The organism is Clostridioides sp. LIBA-7602, from assembly GCF_056688945.1.
In genome coordinates, this window is sequence record NZ_CP196991.1 from 1,105,917 (window position 1) to 1,127,647 (window position 21,731).

At 28.7% G+C, this 21,731-nt stretch carries 17 protein-coding genes and 1 rRNA gene; all 18 read left to right on the forward strand.

Translation table 11 applies throughout. The features are described from left to right. Positions 1 to 43: 43 nt before the first annotated feature. Positions 44 to 718, forward strand: coding sequence for a DUF4956 domain-containing protein (locus ACTG45_RS05365; protein WP_021383793.1), 675 nt, complete (start codon positions 44 to 46; stop codon positions 716 to 718). A gap of 16 nt (positions 719 to 734) precedes the next feature. Next, the gene (locus ACTG45_RS05370; RefSeq protein WP_479919976.1) at positions 735 to 2,675 is read left to right on the forward strand and encodes a CotH kinase family protein; all 1,941 of its coding nucleotides are present in this window, start codon (positions 735 to 737) and stop codon (positions 2,673 to 2,675) included. Between the two features lie 418 nt (positions 2,676 to 3,093). Further along, entirely contained in the window at positions 3,094 to 3,894 is an 801-nt protein-coding gene (locus ACTG45_RS05375) for a transporter substrate-binding domain-containing protein (protein WP_479918338.1), read from the forward strand. Positions 3,895 to 3,903: 9 nt separating this feature from the next. Beyond that, positions 3,904 to 4,569 (forward strand): amino acid ABC transporter permease, encoded by a 666-nt coding sequence (locus ACTG45_RS05380; RefSeq protein WP_021383742.1) that lies wholly within the window; start codon positions 3,904 to 3,906, stop codon positions 4,567 to 4,569. Between the two features lie 331 nt (positions 4,570 to 4,900). Then, positions 4,901 to 5,590 carry a YczE/YyaS/YitT family protein gene (locus ACTG45_RS05385; protein WP_021383736.1) on the forward strand — a complete coding sequence of 230 codons (690 nt, stop codon included), beginning with the start codon at positions 4,901 to 4,903 and terminating at the stop codon, positions 5,588 to 5,590. Positions 5,591 to 6,022: 432 nt separating this feature from the next. Beyond that, complete coding sequence (locus tag ACTG45_RS05390) at positions 6,023 to 6,562, forward strand: helix-turn-helix domain-containing protein (protein WP_021383760.1); 540 nt, start codon at positions 6,023 to 6,025, stop codon at positions 6,560 to 6,562. Positions 6,563 to 6,580: 18 nt separating this feature from the next. Further along, positions 6,581 to 7,624: a spermidine/putrescine ABC transporter ATP-binding protein gene (gene potA, locus ACTG45_RS05395; RefSeq protein WP_021383779.1), complete on the forward strand. Its 1,044-nt coding sequence runs from the start codon at positions 6,581 to 6,583 to the stop codon at positions 7,622 to 7,624. A gap of 1 nt (position 7,625) precedes the next feature. Next, entirely contained in the window at positions 7,626 to 8,462 is an 837-nt protein-coding gene (locus ACTG45_RS05400; protein WP_021383784.1) for an ABC transporter permease, read from the forward strand. A gap of 104 nt (positions 8,463 to 8,566) precedes the next feature. Beyond that, positions 8,567 to 9,241 carry an ABC transporter permease gene (locus ACTG45_RS05405; RefSeq protein WP_003432155.1) on the forward strand — a complete coding sequence of 225 codons (675 nt, stop codon included), beginning with the start codon at positions 8,567 to 8,569 and terminating at the stop codon, positions 9,239 to 9,241. Next, complete coding sequence (locus ACTG45_RS05410; RefSeq protein WP_479919977.1) at positions 9,241 to 10,293, forward strand: ABC transporter substrate-binding protein; 1,053 nt, start codon at positions 9,241 to 9,243, stop codon at positions 10,291 to 10,293. The genes ACTG45_RS05405 and ACTG45_RS05410 overlap by 1 nt, the downstream gene beginning before the upstream one ends. A gap of 355 nt (positions 10,294 to 10,648) precedes the next feature. Beyond that, positions 10,649 to 11,497 (forward strand): diguanylate cyclase domain-containing protein, encoded by an 849-nt coding sequence (locus ACTG45_RS05415; protein ID WP_479919978.1) that lies wholly within the window; start codon positions 10,649 to 10,651, stop codon positions 11,495 to 11,497. Then, positions 11,490 to 13,151 (forward strand): DUF2334 domain-containing protein, encoded by a 1,662-nt coding sequence (locus tag ACTG45_RS05420; protein WP_479919979.1) that lies wholly within the window; start codon positions 11,490 to 11,492, stop codon positions 13,149 to 13,151. Before ACTG45_RS05415 ends, ACTG45_RS05420 begins: the two co-directional genes overlap by 8 nt. Positions 13,152 to 13,199: 48 nt before the next feature. Further along, positions 13,200 to 14,456, forward strand: coding sequence for a glycosyltransferase family 2 protein (locus ACTG45_RS05425; protein WP_479919980.1), 1,257 nt, complete (start codon positions 13,200 to 13,202; stop codon positions 14,454 to 14,456). A gap of 22 nt (positions 14,457 to 14,478) precedes the next feature. Beyond that, positions 14,479 to 16,560, forward strand: coding sequence for a cellulose biosynthesis cyclic di-GMP-binding regulatory protein BcsB (locus ACTG45_RS05430; RefSeq protein ID WP_479919981.1), 2,082 nt, complete (start codon positions 14,479 to 14,481; stop codon positions 16,558 to 16,560). A gap of 36 nt (positions 16,561 to 16,596) precedes the next feature. Next, positions 16,597 to 17,682, forward strand: a complete 1,086-nt coding sequence (locus tag ACTG45_RS05435) for a glycoside hydrolase family 113 (protein ID WP_479919982.1) — start codon at positions 16,597 to 16,599, stop codon at positions 17,680 to 17,682. A gap of 60 nt (positions 17,683 to 17,742) precedes the next feature. After that, the gene (gene wecB, locus ACTG45_RS05440; protein WP_479919983.1) at positions 17,743 to 18,867 is read left to right on the forward strand and encodes a non-hydrolyzing UDP-N-acetylglucosamine 2-epimerase; all 1,125 of its coding nucleotides are present in this window, start codon (positions 17,743 to 17,745) and stop codon (positions 18,865 to 18,867) included. A 116-nt stretch (positions 18,868 to 18,983) separates the two neighbouring features. Continuing rightward, the gene (locus ACTG45_RS05445) at positions 18,984 to 19,958 is read left to right on the forward strand and encodes a glycoside hydrolase family 73 protein (RefSeq protein WP_021383792.1); all 975 of its coding nucleotides are present in this window, start codon (positions 18,984 to 18,986) and stop codon (positions 19,956 to 19,958) included. A gap of 241 nt (positions 19,959 to 20,199) precedes the next feature. After that, positions 20,200 to 21,702: ribosomal RNA gene (locus tag ACTG45_RS05450) — 16S ribosomal RNA — on the forward strand. The last annotated feature ends 29 nt before the right edge of the window (positions 21,703 to 21,731 follow it).

Genomic DNA, 21,731 nt, shown 5'->3' on the forward strand with positions numbered 1-21,731 from the left:
AATAAAATAAAAAAATTAAGAAACAGGAAGGATGATTTTAGTTATGACATTTAACGATATTTTTAAATCAAGTTTTATAGAAAATGTATCAGGTTTTTCATTTATAGATAGTGCTTTAGCTCTAGGTTCAGCATTTTTAGTAGGTTTGTTCATATATATGATTTACAAAAAGACATATATGGGGATTATGTATTCTCGACCATTTAATGTGTCACTTGTAGCACTTACAATGCTTACAACTTTCGTAATATTGGCAGTTACATCAAATGTAGTTTTATCTCTAGGTATGGTTGGTGCTTTATCTATAGTAAGATTTAGAACAGCAATCAAAGACCCAATGGATTTGGTATTTCTATTTTGGTCATTAGGTTCAGGTATAGTTTTAGGAGCAGGTTTAATTCCATTGGCTGTTATGGGTTCAATAATCATGGGATTGATTCTAATATTCTTTTCAAACAAAACAATATCTGAAACACCATATATATTGATGGTAAATTGTAATAATGAAAATTCAGAGGATATTGCAACTGACAAAATTAAAAAAGTATTTTCTAAGTATCAAATAAAATCAAAAAGTGTTACACCAGAAAAAGGTATAGAATTGGTATTTGAAGTAAGAATGAAGGATGGAGAAACAAGTCTTATAAATGACTTAAGCCAAGTAGATGGAGTTACTAATGCAGTTCTTGTAAGTTATAATGGTGACTATGTAGCATAGAGAGGAGTAATCTTTTATGAAAGATAAAAAATTTACCCTTCTTATCTCAATTATGATTATATTTTTATGTGCAGTAGTTGGAGTTTACAGTACATATGGTAGTAAAGGTGTTGATTTATATAGCAATGTATATATTGAAAAATATTTTGACAGAGACAAGGTTATGGAAGTTAATATAGAAATAGATGAAAGTGACTTGGAAGACATGAATGAAAATGCTATAAAAGAAGAATTTAAAGTTGCAAAAGTAACTGTAAATGGAGACGCATATGGAAACGTTGGTATAAGAACTAAAGGAAATTCAAGTCTTACATCTGTAGCAAATAGTGATAGTGATAGATATAGCTATAAGATTAATTTCGATAAATATAATACTAGTCAAAGTATGGAAGGTCTTACTCAATTAAACCTTAATAACTGTTATTCTGACCCATCTTATATGAGAGAATTTTTAACATATAGTGTCTGTGAGGATATGGGCTTAGCTACTCCAGAATTTGCATATGCTAAAGTTTCTATAAATGGTGAATATCATGGATTATATTTGGCAGTAGAAGGATTAAAAGAATCGTATCTTGAAAATAATTTTGGAGATGTAACTGGAGACTTATACAAATCAGATGAAGGAGCCTCATTACAATATGAGGGTGATGACCCAGATAGTTACTCAAATCTAATCGTTGAAAGTGATAAAAAAACAGCTGATTGGTCTAAAGTTACAAAACTACTAAAATCTTTAGATACAGGTGAAGATATTGAAAAATATCTTGATGTAGATTCTGTCCTCAAAAATATAGCAATAAGTACAGCTTTATTAAATCTTGATAGTTATCAAGGTAGTTTTGCTCATAATTACTATTTATATGAACAAGATGGAGTGTTTTCTATGTTGCCATGGGATTTTAATATGTCATTTGGTGGATTTAGTGGTTTTGGTGGAGGTAGTCAATCTATAGCTATTGATGAACCTACAACGGGTAATTTGGAAGATAGACCTTTAATATCTGCATTATTAAAAAATGATACATATAAAACTAAGTATCATGAATATCTAGAAGAAATAGTAACCAAGTATTTGGATTCAGATTATCTAGAAAATATGACAACAAAACTACATGATTTGATAGCATCATATGTAAAAGAAGACCCAACAGCATTTTATACTTATGAAGAATTTGAGAAAAATATAACATCTTCAATTGAAGATTCTAGTGATAATAAGGGATTTGGTGATAAAGAGTTTAATAATAATGATTCTAATAATAAAGATTCTAACAACAATGAATCCAATAACAATGATTCTAACAATAATAACTCTAACAATGAAAATAAGAGTTTTGAAAACAAAAGTAATGAAAAAGAAGTTAATGCTGAATTAACATTAAGCGAAGTCAAAACTAATACGGATAATGATACTCAAAATAATACTAAAGATAATAGTGAAAATGAGAATAATACAAATACCAATAAAGATGGAAACGATACTAATGAAAAGTCAGGAGGACCTATGGGCAAAGGTGGAAAGTCAATACCAGGAGTTTTAGAAGTTGCAGAAAATATGAGTAAAACTATAAATGCTCAATTAAGTGGAGAATCTTCTTCAACTAAGGAAACTTCTGATGATAATAGTTCAAGTGAAAGTAAAGACACAGAAAAATCTGATGAGAACATGGGTGGTATGCCAGAGCCACCTGAAGGTATGGATGGTAAAACACCACCAGGAATGGGAAATATGGATAAGAGTGATATGAATGGTAAAAATGGAGATATGAATATAGATAGAAGTCAAGGAAATCCAAAGGAAGCTGGAGGTTTTGGTAATAAAGGAGGCGGCTCTATGAATAAAACAACAACATACTCTAAATTAATTTTAGGTGGAGCTTCAATGATAATCATGTCAGTTATGCTAGTAGGTGTATCAAAGATAAACCGAAGAAGATTTATAAAGTCAAAATAGATTAAGATACAAATAATATTGATACTGTTAAGTAAATATCTACTTAACAGTATTTTTTTTATTTTAATATCTTTGTTTTTAATAAAAAGTATTTTCTTATGGGTGTTAGATTAATAATCGTTGTAATTTCGTACATTTATAATTTTAAGAAGATATAGTAAAATTTAATTCTATTAAAAAAGTGCATAGAAAAAAACAATTAGACAAAGTATGAAAAGTATAATACGATTGTTTTGGGGTAAATGGAAAATAAACTTATATTTTGTAGAAATATCCATAAAAATGAATGTTTTAAATTTAACTTATATTAAAGTAAAAGGTTACATGTAAGTTGAAAAATTATAAAACTAAATCATGGTATATAAATAAAGTTTAAATTCATGTAAATAAAAATATCATCAAGTATGGAGGGATTTTAATGTATTGGAAAAGAGCATTAAGCTTATTAACATTAGGGTTAGTTATTTGTGGATTAACAATAGGTTGTTCAACAAAAGAAGAGGCTAAAAAAGAAGAAAAAAAGACTATTACAGTAGCCACAGGAGCAAAGTATTATCCGTTTAATTTTAGAGAGGACGGGAAAATGCAAGGTTTTGAAATTGATATATGGAATGAAATTGGAAAAAGATTAGATTCTGAAATTAAGTATGAAGTAAATAATGGAGATACAGGTGGGTTACTTGGAATGGTGGACAGTGGTAAAGCAGATACAGCAGCTCAACAAATAAGTATAACACCAGAAAGAGAAGAAGTATATGATTTTACAGTACCATATGCTTATAATCCTCTAATGATAACTATTAGACCAGAAGATAAAGACAAGATAAAAACTCTTGAAGATTTAAAAGGAAAAAAAGTTGAAGTTGGAGCAAATTCATCTGAAAGAGCAATAATGGAGGAAAAAAATAAAGATAATTCAATGGAACTAGTATTCAATGATGGAGCTGATTCATATGAAGGTCTTGAACTTGGGAGATCTGACGCAAGGATAATTTCTGTTTCTGCAACAGCTGCTAGAAATAAAAAAGCGGGTTCAAATTTCATATCTGTTGGAGAACCTATTTATGAAGAAATAAATGCGTATCCATTTAGAAAAGATGAAGAATCAAAGGCTTTAAAAGCTAAGGTTGATGATGCAATAACGGCTATGAGAAAAGATGGAACTCTTACTGAAATCTCTAAAAAATGGTTTGGAGAAGATATAACAATTGAGAGATAGGTGAATTTTATGAGCTTAGATGTATCATTCATGTTTAACATTTTGCCAGAAATATTTATAGCATCTAAAGAAACAATAATAATGGCTTTAATATCACTAGTACTATCTTTAATAATAGCAACTATAATGGCGTTAATAAGCTATAACAAAGTTAAAATATTAAATGAAATTGTTAAAGTTTATACCTCAATTTTTAGAGGTACACCACTGTTAGTTCAGTTGTATGCATTGTATTTTGGATTACCAAGAGCTATTCCAGCTCTTGTAGATATGTCTCCATTTACTGCAATGATAATTGCTTTATCAGTAAATATGTCTGCATATATGTCAGAGACTATAAGAGGAGCAATTTCTTCTGTAGATAAGGGACAATATGAAGCAGGAGCTTCCATTGGACTTACAAATGTACAAATATTTAGAAGGATAGTCATGCCACAGGCTATAAGAGTAGCTATTCCTGCATTATCTAATCACTTTGTAGATTTAATTAAAGGTTCCTCATTAGCTTTTACTATAGGGGTAATAGAAATAATGGCAGCAGCAAATTATAATGGTGGTAGTAAATACAAATATCTAGAAGCATTCTTAGTTGCAGGATTTGTATATTGGTTTATATTATTTGTATTTGGACTTGTTCAAAAGAAAATAGAAGCAAAACTAAATTCTGCATATTAATAGTATTACATAATAAAATAGAAACCATTTAAATAAAATTTCCTATTATATTTAAGTGGTTTCTATTTTATTGTTTTATTTATGGGCAATAAAGTAATAAAGACTTTTAAAATATAGAAAGCAATTTTAGAAATGCTAAAACTAGATAATCCATAATAAAAAAATAATTAAAAATTGTAACTAAATTGTAATAAAATGGTAGTTATTTAGCATAAAATGATGTATCATAGAAGTGTATTATAAAATTAATAAAGTAAGATTTTTTAAAAGAGAACTGCTGGCTTTTGATTTTTAAAGTGAGTAGTTAAATTATGTTTAGGAGGGGTAGATTTTGTTACAAAAAGTATTATGGAAATTTTTAAAGCTAGTAGCAGGTTTATTTATATGTTCAGTTGGTATAGTACTGACGATAAATTGTAACCTTGGTTTATCTCCTTGGGATGTATTTCATCAAGGTCTTTCAAATCATATAGGAATAACTATAGGGACTGCCTCTATAATTGTAGGCTCTATAGTAGTTATAGCTGATGTTGTTCTTGGTGAGAATGTAGGATGGGGAACTGTTTTTAACATGCTATTAATTGGATTCTTTATGGATTTACTTTTGTATAGTAAATTAATTCCAGAGGCTGATAGTTTATTTGTAGGAATAATTATGTTAATATTAGGATTAATTCTTTTGGCTATTGGAATGGTATTTTATATGGGAAGTGGTTTAGGAAGTGGACCTAGAGATGGTCTGATGGTTGCACTTCAAAAGAAAACTGGAAAATCACTTAACTTAATAAGAGGAACTATAGAAGTTGGAGCATTAATAGTAGGATTTTTCCTAGGAGGAAAAGTTGGTATAGGAACTATAATAAGTGCATTTGGATTAGGTTATTTTACACAGATAATATTTAGTTTATTTAAATTGGATTGTAGCAAGATTAAACATAGATTTATAGTAGATGATATAAAATTTATTAAGATATATATGAGTGGAGATAAAAAAACTACTGCTCAAAATATAGCTAAGTAACTTAACAATAAACTTAATAAAAGGTTAAATATTGTAAATTTAAAATTATATATATAGCGTTGGATATTAAAAGAATATTAAACTATGAAGATTGCTAGAAATCTATAAAATATAGATTTCTAGCAATTTTTTATTTGTTTAACACTTTTTTATGTTTTAGAAGTTTTATTATGTATTTAATGAATTGATTAATTTATAATTAGGGATACTAAACTTTATAGATATTAATATAAACACCCTTAGATTGTGTATTTTCCAAAGCCTTTAAAATACTTGCATCTATTCTAAATAAAAAAATAAAAAAATGTCAAAAAAACTCTTGTATTATATCCAAATTTTATATATAATTACCTATGTTGTTTACAAATTTTAAACTCAATGTTTAGTAAACAAAATGTTTAGTAAAATAAAACAGAAACTAGGAGGTGCAACATGGATATAGGTGAAAAGATAAAAAGATTAAGAACAGAAAAACAACTGACCCAGGAAGAGTTAGCTAATAGATGTGAATTGTCAAAGGGATTTATTTCTCAATTAGAAAATAACTTAACATCACCATCCATAGCTACCCTTATAGATATACTTGAAATACTAGGTACGAATTTAAGGGAATTTTTTAATGAAATAGATGACGAAAGAATTAGTTTTACAAAAGAGGATATGTTTGAAACGGAAGATGAAGACTTAAAATATAAACTGAAGTGGCTAATTCCGAACTCACAAAAAAATGAAATGGAGCCAATAATAATAACATTGTATCCAGGAGGACAATATAAAGAAGAAAAGCCACATGAAGGCGAAGAATTTGGATATGTATTAGCAGGTTCGATATATGTTCATATAGGCGAAAAGAAAAATAAGGTAAAAAAAGGAGAAAGCTTTTACTTTAGACCAAGAGCAAATCACTATATATCAAACGAAGGTAAAACGACAGCAAAAGTGATTTGGGTAAGTACGCCACCATCATTTTAGAATAGAGGTGTTTAATAATTGGTAGAAAATATAATAGAATTAAGAGATATATCTAAACATTATGAAGAACTTACCGTTTTAGATAATTTCAATTTAGATATAAAGAAAAATGAATTTTTAACTTTACTTGGACCAAGTGGATGTGGAAAAACTACTACATTAAAAATAATAGCAGGATTTGAGTATGCTGATGATGGTAAAGTTTTATTTGAAGGTAAAGAGATAAACAATTTACCACCATATGAAAGACAAGTAAATACAGTATTCCAAAAATATGCTTTATTTCCACATATGGATGTGTATGAAAATGTAGCTTTTGGACTAAAAATTAAAAAGACTCCAAAAGATGTAATAGATGCTAAAGTGAAAGAGGTTTTAAAACTTGTTGCACTAGAAGGCTTTGAAAGACGACAAGTTGACTCACTAAGTGGAGGACAGCAACAGAGAATTGCAATAGCAAGAGCTCTAGTTAATGAACCAAAAGTACTGTTACTAGATGAGCCACTTGGAGCACTTGATTTAAAGTTAAGACAAGAAATGCAAATAGAATTAAAAAGAATTCAAAAAAAATTAGGAATAACATTTGTGTTTGTAACTCATGACCAAGAAGAGGCTCTTACTATGTCAGACACTATTGTCGTAATGTATAAGGGTAAGATACAACAAATGGGAACACCACAGGATATATACAATGAACCTAAAAACTCATTTGTAGCTAAGTTTATAGGTGAAAGTAATATATTTGATGGAATTATGATAGAAGATTATAAAGTAAATTTCTGTAATAGGGATTTTGAATGTGTTGATAAAGGGTTTGAAAAAAATGAAAATATAGAAGTGGTAATAAGACCAGAAGATATAAAAATGGTAAAGCCAGAAGAAGGAATGTTAAAGGGGAAAGTTACATCTACTGTGTTTAAAGGAGTGCATTACGAGATAGAATTAAATGAGAATGGCAGATTATGGATACTTCATAATACTAAAAATGCTGAGGTTGGAACAGAACTAGGTATGGACATATATCCAGAAGACATCCATATAATGAGAAAAGAGAATAACTAAGATGAAGAGAAAATCTTTCTTAGCATATCCATATGTAGTTTGGAGTGCGATATTTGTAATAATTCCTTTAATACTAGTAGTATTTTTCAGTTTTACAAAAGAATCAGGTGGAGGTTATGCATTTACACTTGAGAATTATAAAGAAGTAATAGACCCCATATATATTAAAGTGTTTGCTCGTTCTATTCTTTTAGCAGGAGGAGCGACATTGATATGCCTTGTAGTTGGTTATCCAGTGGCGTATATAATTTCAAAAGCTCATGTAAGTAGAAGAGGTTCATTAATATTATTATTTATTCTTCCTATGTGGATGAATTTTCTTTTAAGAACTTATGCATGGGTTGCTATATTAGGAAAAAATGGACTTTTAAATACATTTTTAGGTTGGTTTGGAATACAGCCATTAGCAATTTTGTATACTAATTTTGCTATACTTTTAGGTATGGTATATAACTTTTTACCATTCATGGTTCTTCCAATATACACTGCACTATCAAAGATGGATAATGATTTGATAAATGCTGCTCATGACTTAGGTGCAAATAATATGACAGTATTTAGAAAAATTATATTTCCTTTGAGTTTACCAGGTGTAATGTCTGGAATAACTATGGTATTTATGCCAGCAGTTACTACTTTTGCAATATCAAGACTGTTAGGTGGAGGTAAAATAATGCTAGTTGGAGATTTGATTGAACAACAATTTACAGTTGTTGGAGATTGGAACTTTGGCTCAGCAATATCGATATTTATGATGATAGTAATATTGATATCGATGTCTATAATGTCAAAATTTGGAGATGAGTCTGACAAAGAAGGCGGTGGGTTACTATTTTAAAATTAAAGAAAATAACTTCTAATATATATTTAGCATTAGTATTCTTGTTTTTATATGCACCCATATTTGCCTTAGTACTATTTTCTTTCAATGATTCAAAATCAATGGCAAGATGGAATGGATTTACATGGAAGTGGTATGGTCAATTACTTCAAAATGAGAGTATAATGAGTGCTTTATATTATACTATCGTAATAGCTATATTAGCATCTGTAATATCTACAATAGTAGGAACTATAAGTGCTATAGGAATACATAAGATGAGAGGTAAGAGCAAAAAACTAATACTAAATGTAAACTATCTTCCTATTTTAAATACAGAGATAGTTACAGCAGTAGCTCTTATGAGTCTGTTTGTATTTGTAAAAATGGAATTTGGATTTACAACAATGCTATTGGCACATATAATGTTTTGTTTGCCATACGTTATACTTTCAGTTTTACCAAAAATGAAGCAATTGCCTGATAATATAGAAGATGCAGCTATGGACTTAGGAGCAACACCTATATATGCTCTTAGAAAGGTAATTTTACCACAAATAAAGCCAGGTATAGTTTCTGGATTTTTAATTGCATTTACTATGTCAATAGATGACTTTATAATAAGTTTCTTTAATGCTGGAAATGGTGTAAGTAATCTTTCTATAGAAATCTATGGAATGGCTAGAAGAGGTATAAAACCTGAAATAAATGCATTATCAACAATAATGTTTGCAGTGGTTTTAGGATTACTTTTATTAGCTAACAAAAAAGAATCTATAGTAAGGGGGACTAAATAATGATTAAGTTTAAAAAAGTAATAGCCCTTATAGCTGTAGGTGTGATGATAGTTACTCTATTTACAGGATGTAATAAAGCAACTGATTCTACAAAAGTTTTAAATGTATATAATGTTGGAGATTATATAGATGAATCTCTTATAGATAAGTTTGAAGAAGAAACGGGAATAGATGTTCAATATTCGACTTATGATACTAATGAAATGATGTATCAAAAAGTAAAGAGTGGTAGTACACACTACGATTTAGTCTTTCCTTCAGACTATATGGTAGAAAAAATGAAAAATGAAGGTCTTTTGGAAAAGCTAGATTTTAAAAATATACCTAATATGAAGTATTTAGATAAGAGTTTTTTAAATCCTGTATACGATGAAACTAATGAATATAGTGTTGCATATATGTGGGGAACTCTTGGAATATTGTACAATAAAAAAGAAGTTAAAGAACCTATAGATAGCTGGAATATACTTTGGAATCCAAAGTATAAGGGCAATATAATGATGTTTGATTCTGTTAGAGATACTATAGGAATAACTCTTAAAAAATTAGGATATAGTATGAATAGTGTAAATCCAAAAGAAATAAATGAAGCGAAAAATCTTTTAATGAAACAAAAAGACTTGGTATTAGCCTATGTAAATGATGAAGGTAAGGATAGACTACTTGGTGGAGAAGTAGCAATGGGTATGTTGTATTCTGGAGATGCAGTTACATTGATGGACCAAAACCCTGACCTTGATTACGCTATACCTAAAGAAGGTACTAATAAATGGGTAGATGCTATGTGTGTACCTACAACTGCACAAAATAAAAAAGAAGCTGAATTGTTTATAAACTTTTTATTAGACCCAGAAAATGCAAAAATAAATGCTGAATATATTGGATATTCGACACCTAATACAGGAGCACTAAAATTATTAGACCCAGAAATAACTAATAATCCTGTTGCATATCCGTCTAAAGAAGTACTTAGTAAATGTGAGACTTTTGAAGATATTGGTGAAAACATAAAGTTATATGATAAGGCTTGGATAGAATTAAAGTCAAAATAGAGTTTTGGTGATTAATTATATTTACTTAATAAAACTGTTCTTTTTAGAAATTAATTTTCTAATTATTGAACAGTTTTATTTTTTGCTCATATTATATACTTTTTTTGAATTTATTTTTATAATAATTTAAAATTCAATAAGTTTAGTTGATTACTAGTTTTGTAATAACACTCATAAAAACAAGCAAATATATGACTTTAATGTCAAGTGTTTGCTTGTTTTTTTATTAAACTATGTTCACATACAATTTAAATAAGATTTAAGTAAGTGAAAAGCTTATTTGTATAATGACTTTAATAATAATTAGAAAAAATGGGCAACTTAATAGAATAATTGGAGGTGTAAATTTATAAAAATGAATAGGATAAATAAAAAAATAGATTTATTAATATTGAGTTTACTAGTTTTTATGTTTTTAATTGTTGGAATAGTAATATTATCTATTAGAACAGAAAATAAATTGAATGTATTTATAATGCTTGCAGTAATTTTTTTCATAATAATGTTAACTTATTTATCAAACTCAGTAGTAGGATTGATAACAAGTTCGATAACTATATTTATATATACATCCTATATTTTATATAACAATATTACTCATAATATAGATGTTGAATTTATATCATATATGTGGATAATAGCAATACCTATATCTTCAATTATAATAGGTACTTTAAATAAAAATATAAATGAATTACAAGATACGAACATAAAGTTATCTGAACAATATAAAGAATTAGTGACTATTGATAGAGAAACTGGACTTAGAAATTTAAAGATTTTTTATAATGATGTAAATATGGAGATAAGTAAATCTATTAGACATAATACTAATTTTTCTCTTATGATAGTAAAATTGCCATACTACGGAAATCTACAGACAATATTTGGAGAAAATAAAACTAATAAAATAGTAAAACATATCAGTTCTAGTATTATAGACTGTACAAGAAATGAGGATATAATCTATAGTTTACAAAAAGATATGATAGGAATATTAATGCCAAATACATCTCTGGAAGGCTCAAAAGTTGTTAAAGACAGAATAAATAAAAGGATAAGAGAACTAAATTTAGATTTAAACAATAAAGGAAAGTATGTAAATATAGACATTAAAATTGCATTTTTAGAGTATAAAGACAGCTTTGGAGATAGTATAAATTTTAAGAATATGGTTGAAGAGGAACTACAATACGATGTTTAAAATATTTAATAAGAGTTTATCAAGACTAGTAATGATATTATCAATAGTATTAATAATATTAAATTTTAACCTATCTTCATATGCATCAGAAATTACTTCTAATAAAAATAAGGTCTTAATCATATATGATTCTAAGAAAGAAACAGCTTACAATAGAGATATTTTAAAAATTATGAGGACTCTATTGGGAAGATTTAGTTCAGATATTGAATCATTAAAATTAAGTAACTATGATGATGAAATAAATAAAAATTATTATAGTCATGTGTTTATTATAGGAATTAATGAAAATTCATATAGTAATGACAAAAAAACTAAATATTTACTTAGCTCATTGGATTCATATAAAGGCAATATATGTTGGTTAGGGTATGGTATAGAAAATCTTTTGGAATATAAAAAGTATAATTTAGAGTATTTGGGAAAAACAAATAATATAGTTAATGTAAATTATAAGGGGAAATCATACAATTTGGATGAACACTATTTATTTAACCTTATAAAATCAAAAGATACAAGTAATAAAGTGATAGGAAGGATTGATGATACATTAAACAAGTATCCATATATAATAAATGATAAAAATCTTTTCTATGTATCAAAATTGGATTTGGATGGTGTTTTATTTTATATATTCTGTGATTCATTGAACGATATTTTTAATATTAAAGAGTTTGATAAGGGAAGTCTATTTGTAAGAATAGAAGATGTACATGCTTTCAGAGACCCAGAAGACCTTGTAAAGATAGCTGATTATTTAAGTGATAAGAATATACCATTTACAATTGCACTGATACCAGCTTATGTAAATCCTAAGAATCATAAAATAACTACTTTATCAGAAAGCCATGAGATTGTCAAAGCAATAAAATATATGCAAGATAAGGGGGGTACAGTGATATTACATGGATATACTCATCAATATAAAAAAGAAGCAGTTTCTGGAGAAGGGTACGAATTTTGGGATGGAGAAAGGGATGCACCTTTAAAGGAAGACATGAAAGTATTTGTAAAAAATAGGGTGTTGAGTGGCCTTAGAATATGCATAGAAAATGGAATTTATCCTCTTGCGTTTGAAGCACCACATTATGCAATAGAATCGGAAGGATACAGAGAGTTAAAAAAATATTTTTCTACTTATGTAGGTCAACATCAAAATAATGATAAAAAATTTAGTACAAATACATATCCTTATGTTATTCGTGATACAGAAGAGTTTAATATACTTATACCTGAAAATTTAGGATATATAGACCCAAAAGATAATTTTACTTTTCAAAATATAAAAGAAAATTTAGATAAAATATCTATTGTTAGAGGTTTTAGTGGAGGATTCTTTTTTCATTCATATTTAGATATAGAGTATTTAAAATACGCAATAGAATATCTAGAAAAACAAGATATAGATTTTATGGATTTAAGAGATTTTGATAATTGGGTAAAAGTCGACGAAATACAAATAAGAAATGTTGGAGATGAAATTAGAGTAACTTATGATAGAAAATTAGAAGAAAATACTGAAAGTGATATTAAATTTAAGTCCATATCCAATATTAGCAAAATTTTGATATTAATAGTATCTGTAAGTGTTTTAACATTTGTGATTATATTTATATATTTTAAAAAAATAGATAAAAAGAAATTTTTAAAATAAGTGATTTTATATTAGAATCAATGTTTTAAAAACTTTTAGGAGAAATTTATGAGAGATTTAAATATATCAGAGTATTTATTTATATTTAGTTTATTTAGTATATGGTCTTTATTGCTTATAAATATTATTTTAGCTATGGGTGGTTATATATTTTATTTTAAAAATATTGATAAAGAAGTAAAAAAAATTGATGAATATCCTATGGTATCAATACTTGTTCCTGCTCATAATGAAGCTAAAGTAATAGGTAAAACTGTGGAATCTTTACTATTACTTAATTATCCTAAGGATAAAATGGAACTTATTGTTATAAATGATAACTCATCTGATAATAGTAAAGAAATTTTAGAAAGCATAAAAAATAAGTATAATAATTATAATTTTACCATAATAAATACAGATAATTTAACTGGAGGAAAAGGAAAATCAAATGCATTGAATATTGGATATACCCTTTCTAAAGGAGAGTTTATAGCTGTTTATGATGCAGATAACACACCGGACAGAAATGCACTTAGATATTTAATACAAACAATAGTAATGGACGATGAATTAGGTGCTGTTATTGGAAAATTTAGAACTCGAAATAAAAATAAAAATCTATTAACAAAATTCATAAACATAGAAACGCTAAGCTTTCAATGGATGTCACAAGCTGGTAGATGGCAATTATTTAATCTGTGTACAATACCAGGAACTAACTTTATATTGAGAAAAAGTATCATAGAAGAAATTGGAGGATGGGATAGTAAAGCAATTGCAGAAGATACAGAAATTAGCTTTAGGATATATAAATTGGGGTATAAGATAAAGCTTGTACCACAGTCTATAACATGGGAACAAGAACCAGAAACTGTTAAGGTATGGATAAAGCAACGTACCAGATGGGCAAAGGGTAATATATATGTCTTAATGAAATATATAAAAAATATATTTAAACAGGGAAAAAATAAAATTGTATTTGATATAGCATACTTTTTTTCTGTATATTTTTTATTCTTAACATCTGTCATCATATCAGATATTTTATTTGTTTTAAGTATATCTAAACTAATAGAGATTTCAATTCCAATTAACTTTTTTCTAATATGGATACTATCATATCTTTTATTTATCATAGAGGTGAGTATAAGTCTGAGTATAGAAAAAGGTGAATCAACATTTGAAAATATATTCATAGTTGCAATCATGTATTTTACATACTCCCAATTATGGCTATTTGTAGCTATAAAAGGAATGATAGAGTATTTAAAAGATATAATTTTTAAAAGAGAAGTTAAATGGTATAAAACAGAAAGATTTTGATTCATGTACAGGAGGAACTAGCATGAAAAAATTTATTATATCAATTATATCTCTAGTATTGTTTTTTTCAAATATAGCAATTGTAGATGAAGTAAAGGCTGATGAGACGAAAGTTAAAAACTATAAGTTTGAAAGAGACATCACTATTGATGGTGTTATAGGAAGTAATAGTACTTTTTTTGAGGTAAATAAAAATTGGGATATTGATGAAGTTTTATTACATCTTAGTTTTAGTAAAAGTCAAATATTAAATGGAGATGTTTCAAGTTTAACTGTTTTAATAAATAATGTACCAATAAAATCTATTAAATTAAATACTAAAACAAATTATAAAAATACACTAGAAGTACTAGTACCAAAAGATTATATAATAGAAGGTTATAATGAAATAAAAATAAAAGCATATAAAACAATATCTGATGAAATTTGTCAGGATGATTCTAATACTGGAAATTGGATGGTTATTCATAAAGAATCATATACATCAATTAGATATAAGCAGAAAAATATGGGAAATTTGATAAATGAATATCCATATCCATATGCAGAAATTGAAGATAAGCTTAACTTAGATACAACTATAGTAGTTCCAGACAATATGACTAGAGGAGAATCCACAGCTGTATTCAATCTAGCTTCAGAATTTGGAAAAATAACACAAAATGATGATTTAAGACTTGATGTTAAACTATTTTCAGAAATGAAAAATTGGTCAGAAGATAATATTATATATATAGGTAAACCTGAAAATACAGCAGAAGAAATTTTGAATATTTTAAGTACAAAAGAACAAACCCTCTTATCTTCAAATTGCGTAATTAAGCAAGTAGATTCACCTTACAATAAGAATAAAAAGATGATAGTGATAATTGGTAGTAATGAAGATTATTTAATAAAAGCATCAAATTTATTAGTAGAAAATAAAATTTCTAGTCAAGTACTATCGTCATCAGTACTTGTAAACAAAGATACTAATATAAAAATTAATGAACAACAAGAACTAAACTTAGCTCATTTGACATTAAAAGATTTAGGATATTCAGATTTTTTGTTAGAAGGTGCATTTAGTCAACAAGCTTTGTTTGATGTTAAAATACCAAAGGGCAAAGTATTAGATAATGGTTCAAAAATTGTATTAAATTTAAGGTACTCTGATAATTTGGACTTTGAAAAATCGTTGCTTACAGTGTCTATAAATGATGTTGTTGTGGGAAGTAAAAAATTGGATAGGTCACATTCTAATAATGATAAGTTAGAACTAAAAATACCTAAAGATATAGATAATAAAAATTACTATCAAGTTAAGTTAGCTTTTAATTTGAGTATAAAAAATTCGAATTGTATTACAAGAGAAAGTAATAATCCTTGGGCATATGTATTAAATAGTTCTTATTTGGAGTTATCTACAAAAGAAAATGAGGCTTTGTCCTTTGAAAGTTATCCATATCCATTTGTTAAAGATGATGAGTTTAATGATTTAACTGTGATAATGCCAGATTATTCAGGTTCACAAGCTATGACTTGGATGTCTAGATTAGGGGTTAATTTAGGTGCAAATATAAATTCATATAAAGGAAATATAAATGTAATTAGAGGAAAAGAATTTAATGAGAAATATAAGGATACCAATATTATAGTTTTTGGAGTACCATTTAATAATTCTGTTATAAAGATATTAAACAATAATTTAAACATAAAGTTTAATAAAAGTTACTCCAACTTTTTATCAAATGATAAGATAAGTTTTATTGATAATTATGGAAAAAATATTTGTGCAATTCAATTAATAAAATCACCTTATAATAATCAAAAGGATATCATGGCAATTAGTTCAATAAATGAAAAAAATTTATATTTAGGTATGGATTATTTATTGAATAAAAGTAAAGTTAATGATTTAAAAGGAGATACATTAACAGTTGATGAATATGGAGAGGTAGAAGATTTAGCTTATAATTTAAAAATTAATAAGGAAGTAAAAGATTCAAACAGTAACATCAGTATTAGTAAGACTACTAAAGTATTTTTAATGATTTCTTTTATTACTATAATTGTAGGAGCAGTATTGTCAATGTTATATATAAAAAAGTATAAAAGAAGATAAAATGATAAATCTATTATTTTAAAAGAGGTATATAATTTGAATAAACATATAAATAAATTTAAATTAAAAAGAAATGTTTTAATCTCAGTGATGGTTTTAATGTTTATATTTATAATTTACTTTATAAGTGTAGAATTAAAAGAAAAAAGTTTAATAAAGAATCAATATAATGGTAAGATTAAATCGGCCAATTTATCTGTAGACTATGAAATAAAGCAAGTTATGAAGGATATAGATAAACTAGGATTGAATACAGTAAATGTACCTATAATTATAAATGTAGATGAAATTAATTCTGATATTATGTCAATAGATAATACCAGTAAAGAAAAAGCAATTAAGTTGATAAAAAAACTAAATAAAAAAGGTGTTTCAACAATATTAGAAGCATATCCATGGATAGAAAATGGCAAGTTATATGAGACTGACTGGAATCCTAGAAATAAAGAGAGATTTTTTTATACATGGCAAAATACTATATTAAATGAACTTATAATAGATGTGGCAAATCCTCTAGATGTAAATGTTTTGAATATAGGTTCTAATTTTGTACATTTAGAGGAATATCAGAAAAATTGGAGTGAGATAATAGATTTTGTACAATCAAAATTTGATGGTCTTATAACGTACAGGACTAATTGGTGGTATACAAAAAAAGATGATTTAAATAGTAAATTGTCTTATGAAGAAAAGCTAAATAATAACTTTTTTGATAAATTAGATTTTATATCTATAGCAACATATTTTGAATTAAGTAATAAATCTGTTAATACAGTGGATGAATTGGTTTCTGCACTATATTCATCTACTGTAAATAATAGAGGACAAAATATAAAAGAAGAAATATATAATCTTTATAAGGTTCATAGAAAACCAATATTTTTTGGAGAACTAGGTTTTTCAAATAGAGAAAATGCGAGTTCTCAACCTTGGAATCATATTCCTTCAAAAGTTATAAATGGTGAAGAGCAAGCAAGGTGCTTTGAGGCATATAAAAAGGTTTTTGAAAATGAAGATTGGATAAAGGGCTTTTCTGTGTTTTGTGTAGGTAAAATAGATGAAGAAAAAAATTTTTACCCATCAAAGGAGAGTATAAAGATTATTAAGTCTTGGTATGAATAGTTTTATTATGTAAATATTAGTATTTGCATAAATTAAAATGGATGATTAGGAGAGATACAAATGAATGACATCAAGGTTATGACTGTGTTTGGTACTAGACCTGAAGCTATCAAAGTGGCACCTTTGATAAAAGAACTTGAAGAAAGAGAGCATATAAAAAGTATTGTGTGTGTTACAGCTCAACATAGAGAAATGCTTGACCAAGTTATAGAGACATTTAACATAAATGTAGACTATGATTTGGATATAATGAAAAAAGGACAAAGTTTAAACGATATAACATGCAAAATTTTAAATGAACTTCCATTAATTATAAATAAGGAAAATCCAAATATAATATTAGTGCATGGAGATACAACCACAACTCTAGCTACTAGTTTGACTGCATTTTATAGTAAAATTTTTGTTGGTCACATAGAAGCTGGACTTAGAACCTATGATAAATATTCTCCATTTCCAGAGGAATTAAATAGACAACTTACAGGTATTATTGCTGATATACACTTTGCTCCTACTAGTTTGGCTAGAAAAAACTTAATTTCTGAAGGAAAGCCTAAAAATAATATATTTGTAACTGGTAATACTGCAATTGATGCGTTAAAGATGACAATAAAAGAAGACTACAATCATCCTATAATTGATAAGATTGGTAATGATAGGATGATTTTATTAACTTCTCACAGAAGAGAAAACTTAGGAAATCCTATGAAAAATATATTCAAAGCTGTAAAACGAATAGTAGATAGCTTTGAAGATGTACAGATAGTATATCCCATACATTTAAATCCTGAAATACGTAATATAGCTGATGAAGTATTTGGAAAATCACCTAACAGAATTCATATTATAGAGCCTTTAGAAGTAGTTGATTTTCATAATTTTTTAAATAAATCATATATGATAATGACTGATAGTGGAGGAATACAAGAAGAAGCTCCATCATTAGGTAAACCAGTTCTTGTATTGCGTGATAAAACAGAAAGAACTGAGGGGATTGAGGCTAAGACACTTAAATTAGTAGGTACAAATGAAGAAAAAATATATAATTCAGTAAGTAATTTATTAGTAAATAAAGGGAGCTATATTCAGATGAGTAAAGCATCTAATCCATATGGGGATGGAAATGCAAGTAAATATATAGTGGACATAATAATGAAAAAATTTAATTACAAATATTTAAATTAGTTTTTAGTTATTTAATATAAAATTTATAGAATTTATAGTGGAAAAGGTTAAAACTATTATCCATTTATATAAAATTTGTGATAACATAAGGAATACCATTTTTAAGGGGGAGTAATATGGGCAGAAAAACCATAAAAAACTTAGGTAGAAATAAAAGTGTAAAGAGAATAAAGCTTCTATTTAAAAAAATTTTTATTACTGTATGCATAATAGCAAGTATAATTGCTGTTTTTAACATAACAAAATATTTTGAGGAATTATATAAAGTAAGAGATATAAAAAGTACTAAAATTGAATACTATATGGATGTAGCTGATGAAGCTGGTGATGGGAAAGTTCAATTAAGTTGGAAGGCGTTGCTTGCTATAGATATGGTAATACATAATGAAGATTTAAGTAATATAAAAAAGAAAGACACATTGAATATAGGTGAAAGATTTATAGTAGAGGATAAAAACGATAAAGGAGAGAAAGTGTATAAGGTAAAAAAATTCACTAAAGTATTAAGTGAACTGAAATTTGACTCTTCTCAAAAAGGTAGAGCAAAAAAATATATGAAGGATTTAGAATACACATATCTTGGAAATAAAGAATTAAATAATAGTGATGAAAAAATTAAGTTTATAAAAAAATTAGAAGACTCAGCTATAAGAGAATACATTGACTATGGAATACTGCCATCTATCACAATAGGACAAGCTATATTAGAATCTGGATGGGGAAATTCTAAACTCACAAAACAGAGCAACAATTTATTTGGAATAAAAGCAGATAAAGCATGGAAAGGAAAAAAGGTAGAAATTTCAACTTCAGAAAACTATAATGATAAAATTGTAGCAAATTTCAGGTCATATAATTCAATACAAGATTCTGTTAAAGACCATAGTTTATTTTTAGTTAATAATAAAAGATATAGAAAACATGGTTTATTTGAAGCAAAAGATTATATCAGTCAAGCACAAGCATTGGAAAATGCAGGATATAGTACAGCTGAAGATAAAAAAGGAAATCGCATATATGCAGAACTATTAATAGAAGTCATTAGAAGTTACAATTTGCAACTTATAGATAATAAAGTAGAAACAAAGTAATTATTAACTTCATACAAAGTCATAACAGGATAATATTAGTTTCTACAAAAGAATAGAAAATTTGTAAAAAAAACTAAAAAAATGTATTGACTTGTTATTTAAAAGGTGATATTATTATTACTGTACTCGAAAGAGAACAAAATGAACTTTGAAAATTAAACAGTAGGTTAATTTATAAAACAAGAAACAAACCATAAAGCCAGATATTTTGATAACAATAGTATCTGAGCCTGATAAACTTTTATTTGAGAGTTTGATCCTGGCTCAGGATGAACGCTGGCGGCGTGCCTAACACATGCAAGTTGAGCGATTTACTTCGGTAAAGAGCGGCGGACGGGTGAGTAACGCGTGGGTAACCTACCCTGTACACACGGATAACATACCGAAAGGTATGCTAATACGGGATAACATATTTGAGAGGCATCTCTTAAATATCAAAGGTGAGCCAGTACAGGATGGACCCGCGTCTGATTAGCTAGTTGGTAAGGTAACGGCTTACCAAGGCGACGATCAGTAGCCGACCTGAGAGGGTGATCGGCCACATTGGAACTGAGACACGGTCCAAACTCCTACGGGAGGCAGCAGTGGGGAATATTGCACAATGGGCGAAAGCCTGATGCAGCAACGCCGCGTGAGTGATGAAGGCCTTCGGGTCGTAAAACTCTGTCCTCAAGGAAGATAATGACGGTACTTGAGGAGGAAGCCCCGGCTAACTACGTGCCAGCAGCCGCGGTAATACGTAGGGGGCTAGCGTTATCCGGATTTACTGGGCGTAAAGGGTGCGTAGGCGGTCTTTCAAGTCAGGAGTGAAAGGCTACGGCTCAACCGTAGTAAGCTCTTGAAACTGGGAGACTTGAGTGCAGGAGAGGAGAGTGGAATTCCTAGTGTAGCGGTGAAATGCGTAGATATTAGGAGGAACACCAGTTGCGAAGGCGGCTCTCTGGACTGTAACTGACGCTGAGGCACGAAAGCGTGGGGAGCAAACAGGATTAGATACCCTGGTAGTCCACGCTGTAAACGATGAGTACTAGGTGTCGGGGGTTACCCCCCTCGGTGCCGCAGCTAACGCATTAAGTACTCCGCCTGGGAAGTACGCTCGCAAGAGTGAAACTCAAAGGAATTGACGGGGACCCGCACAAGTAGCGGAGCATGTGGTTTAATTCGAAGCAACGCGAAGAACCTTACCTAAGCTTGACATCCCAATGACATCTCCTTAATCGGAGAGTTCCTTTCGGGGACATTGGTGACAGGTGGTGCATGGTTGTCGTCAGCTCGTGTCGTGAGATGTTGGGTTAAGTCCCGCAACGAGCGCAACCCTTGTCTTTAGTTGCCATCATTAAGTTGGGCACTCTAGAGAGACTGCCAGGGATAACCTGGAGGAAGGTGGGGATGACGTCAAATCATCATGCCCCTTATGCTTAGGGCTACACACGTGCTACAATGGGTAGTACAGAGGGTTGCCAAGCCGTAAGGTGGAGCTAATCCCTTAAAGCTACTCTCAGTTCGGATTGTAGGCTGAAACTCGCCTACATGAAGCTGGAGTTACTAGTAATCGCAGATCAGAATGCTGCGGTGAATGCGTTCCCGGGTCTTGTACACACCGCCCGTCACACCACGGGAGTTGGAGACGCCCGAAGCCGATTATCTAACCTTTTGGAAGAAGTCGTCGAAGGTGGAATCAATAACTGGGGTGAAGTCGTAACAAGGTAGCCGTATCGGAAGGTGCGGCTGGATCACCTCCTTTCTAAGGAGAATTGCCTACTGTTTAATTTT

Excerpts from the sequence above, each read along its gene's own strand:
- ACTG45_RS05365 (WP_021383793.1), top strand. The coding sequence starts at position 44 with ATGACATTTAACGATATTTTTAAATCAAGTTTTATAGAAAATGTATCA.
- ACTG45_RS05370 (WP_479919976.1), top strand. The coding sequence starts at position 735 with ATGAAAGATAAAAAATTTACCCTTCTTATCTCAATTATGATTATATTT.
- ACTG45_RS05375 (WP_479918338.1), top strand. The coding sequence starts at position 3,094 with ATGTATTGGAAAAGAGCATTAAGCTTATTAACATTAGGGTTAGTTATT.
- ACTG45_RS05380 (WP_021383742.1), top strand. The coding sequence starts at position 3,904 with ATGAGCTTAGATGTATCATTCATGTTTAACATTTTGCCAGAAATATTT.
- ACTG45_RS05390 (WP_021383760.1), top strand. The coding sequence starts at position 6,023 with ATGGATATAGGTGAAAAGATAAAAAGATTAAGAACAGAAAAACAACTG.
- ACTG45_RS05400 (WP_021383784.1), top strand. The coding sequence starts at position 7,626 with ATGAAGAGAAAATCTTTCTTAGCATATCCATATGTAGTTTGGAGTGCG.
- ACTG45_RS05405 (WP_003432155.1), top strand. The coding sequence starts at position 8,567 with ATGGCAAGATGGAATGGATTTACATGGAAGTGGTATGGTCAATTACTT.
- ACTG45_RS05410 (WP_479919977.1), top strand. The coding sequence starts at position 9,241 with ATGATTAAGTTTAAAAAAGTAATAGCCCTTATAGCTGTAGGTGTGATG.
- ACTG45_RS05415 (WP_479919978.1), top strand. The coding sequence starts at position 10,649 with ATGAATAGGATAAATAAAAAAATAGATTTATTAATATTGAGTTTACTA.
- ACTG45_RS05420 (WP_479919979.1), top strand. The coding sequence starts at position 11,490 with ATGTTTAAAATATTTAATAAGAGTTTATCAAGACTAGTAATGATATTA.
- ACTG45_RS05425 (WP_479919980.1), top strand. The coding sequence starts at position 13,200 with ATGAGAGATTTAAATATATCAGAGTATTTATTTATATTTAGTTTATTT.
- ACTG45_RS05430 (WP_479919981.1), top strand. The coding sequence starts at position 14,479 with ATGAAAAAATTTATTATATCAATTATATCTCTAGTATTGTTTTTTTCA.
- wecB (WP_479919983.1), top strand. The coding sequence starts at position 17,743 with ATGAATGACATCAAGGTTATGACTGTGTTTGGTACTAGACCTGAAGCT.
- ACTG45_RS05445 (WP_021383792.1), top strand. The coding sequence starts at position 18,984 with ATGGGCAGAAAAACCATAAAAAACTTAGGTAGAAATAAAAGTGTAAAG.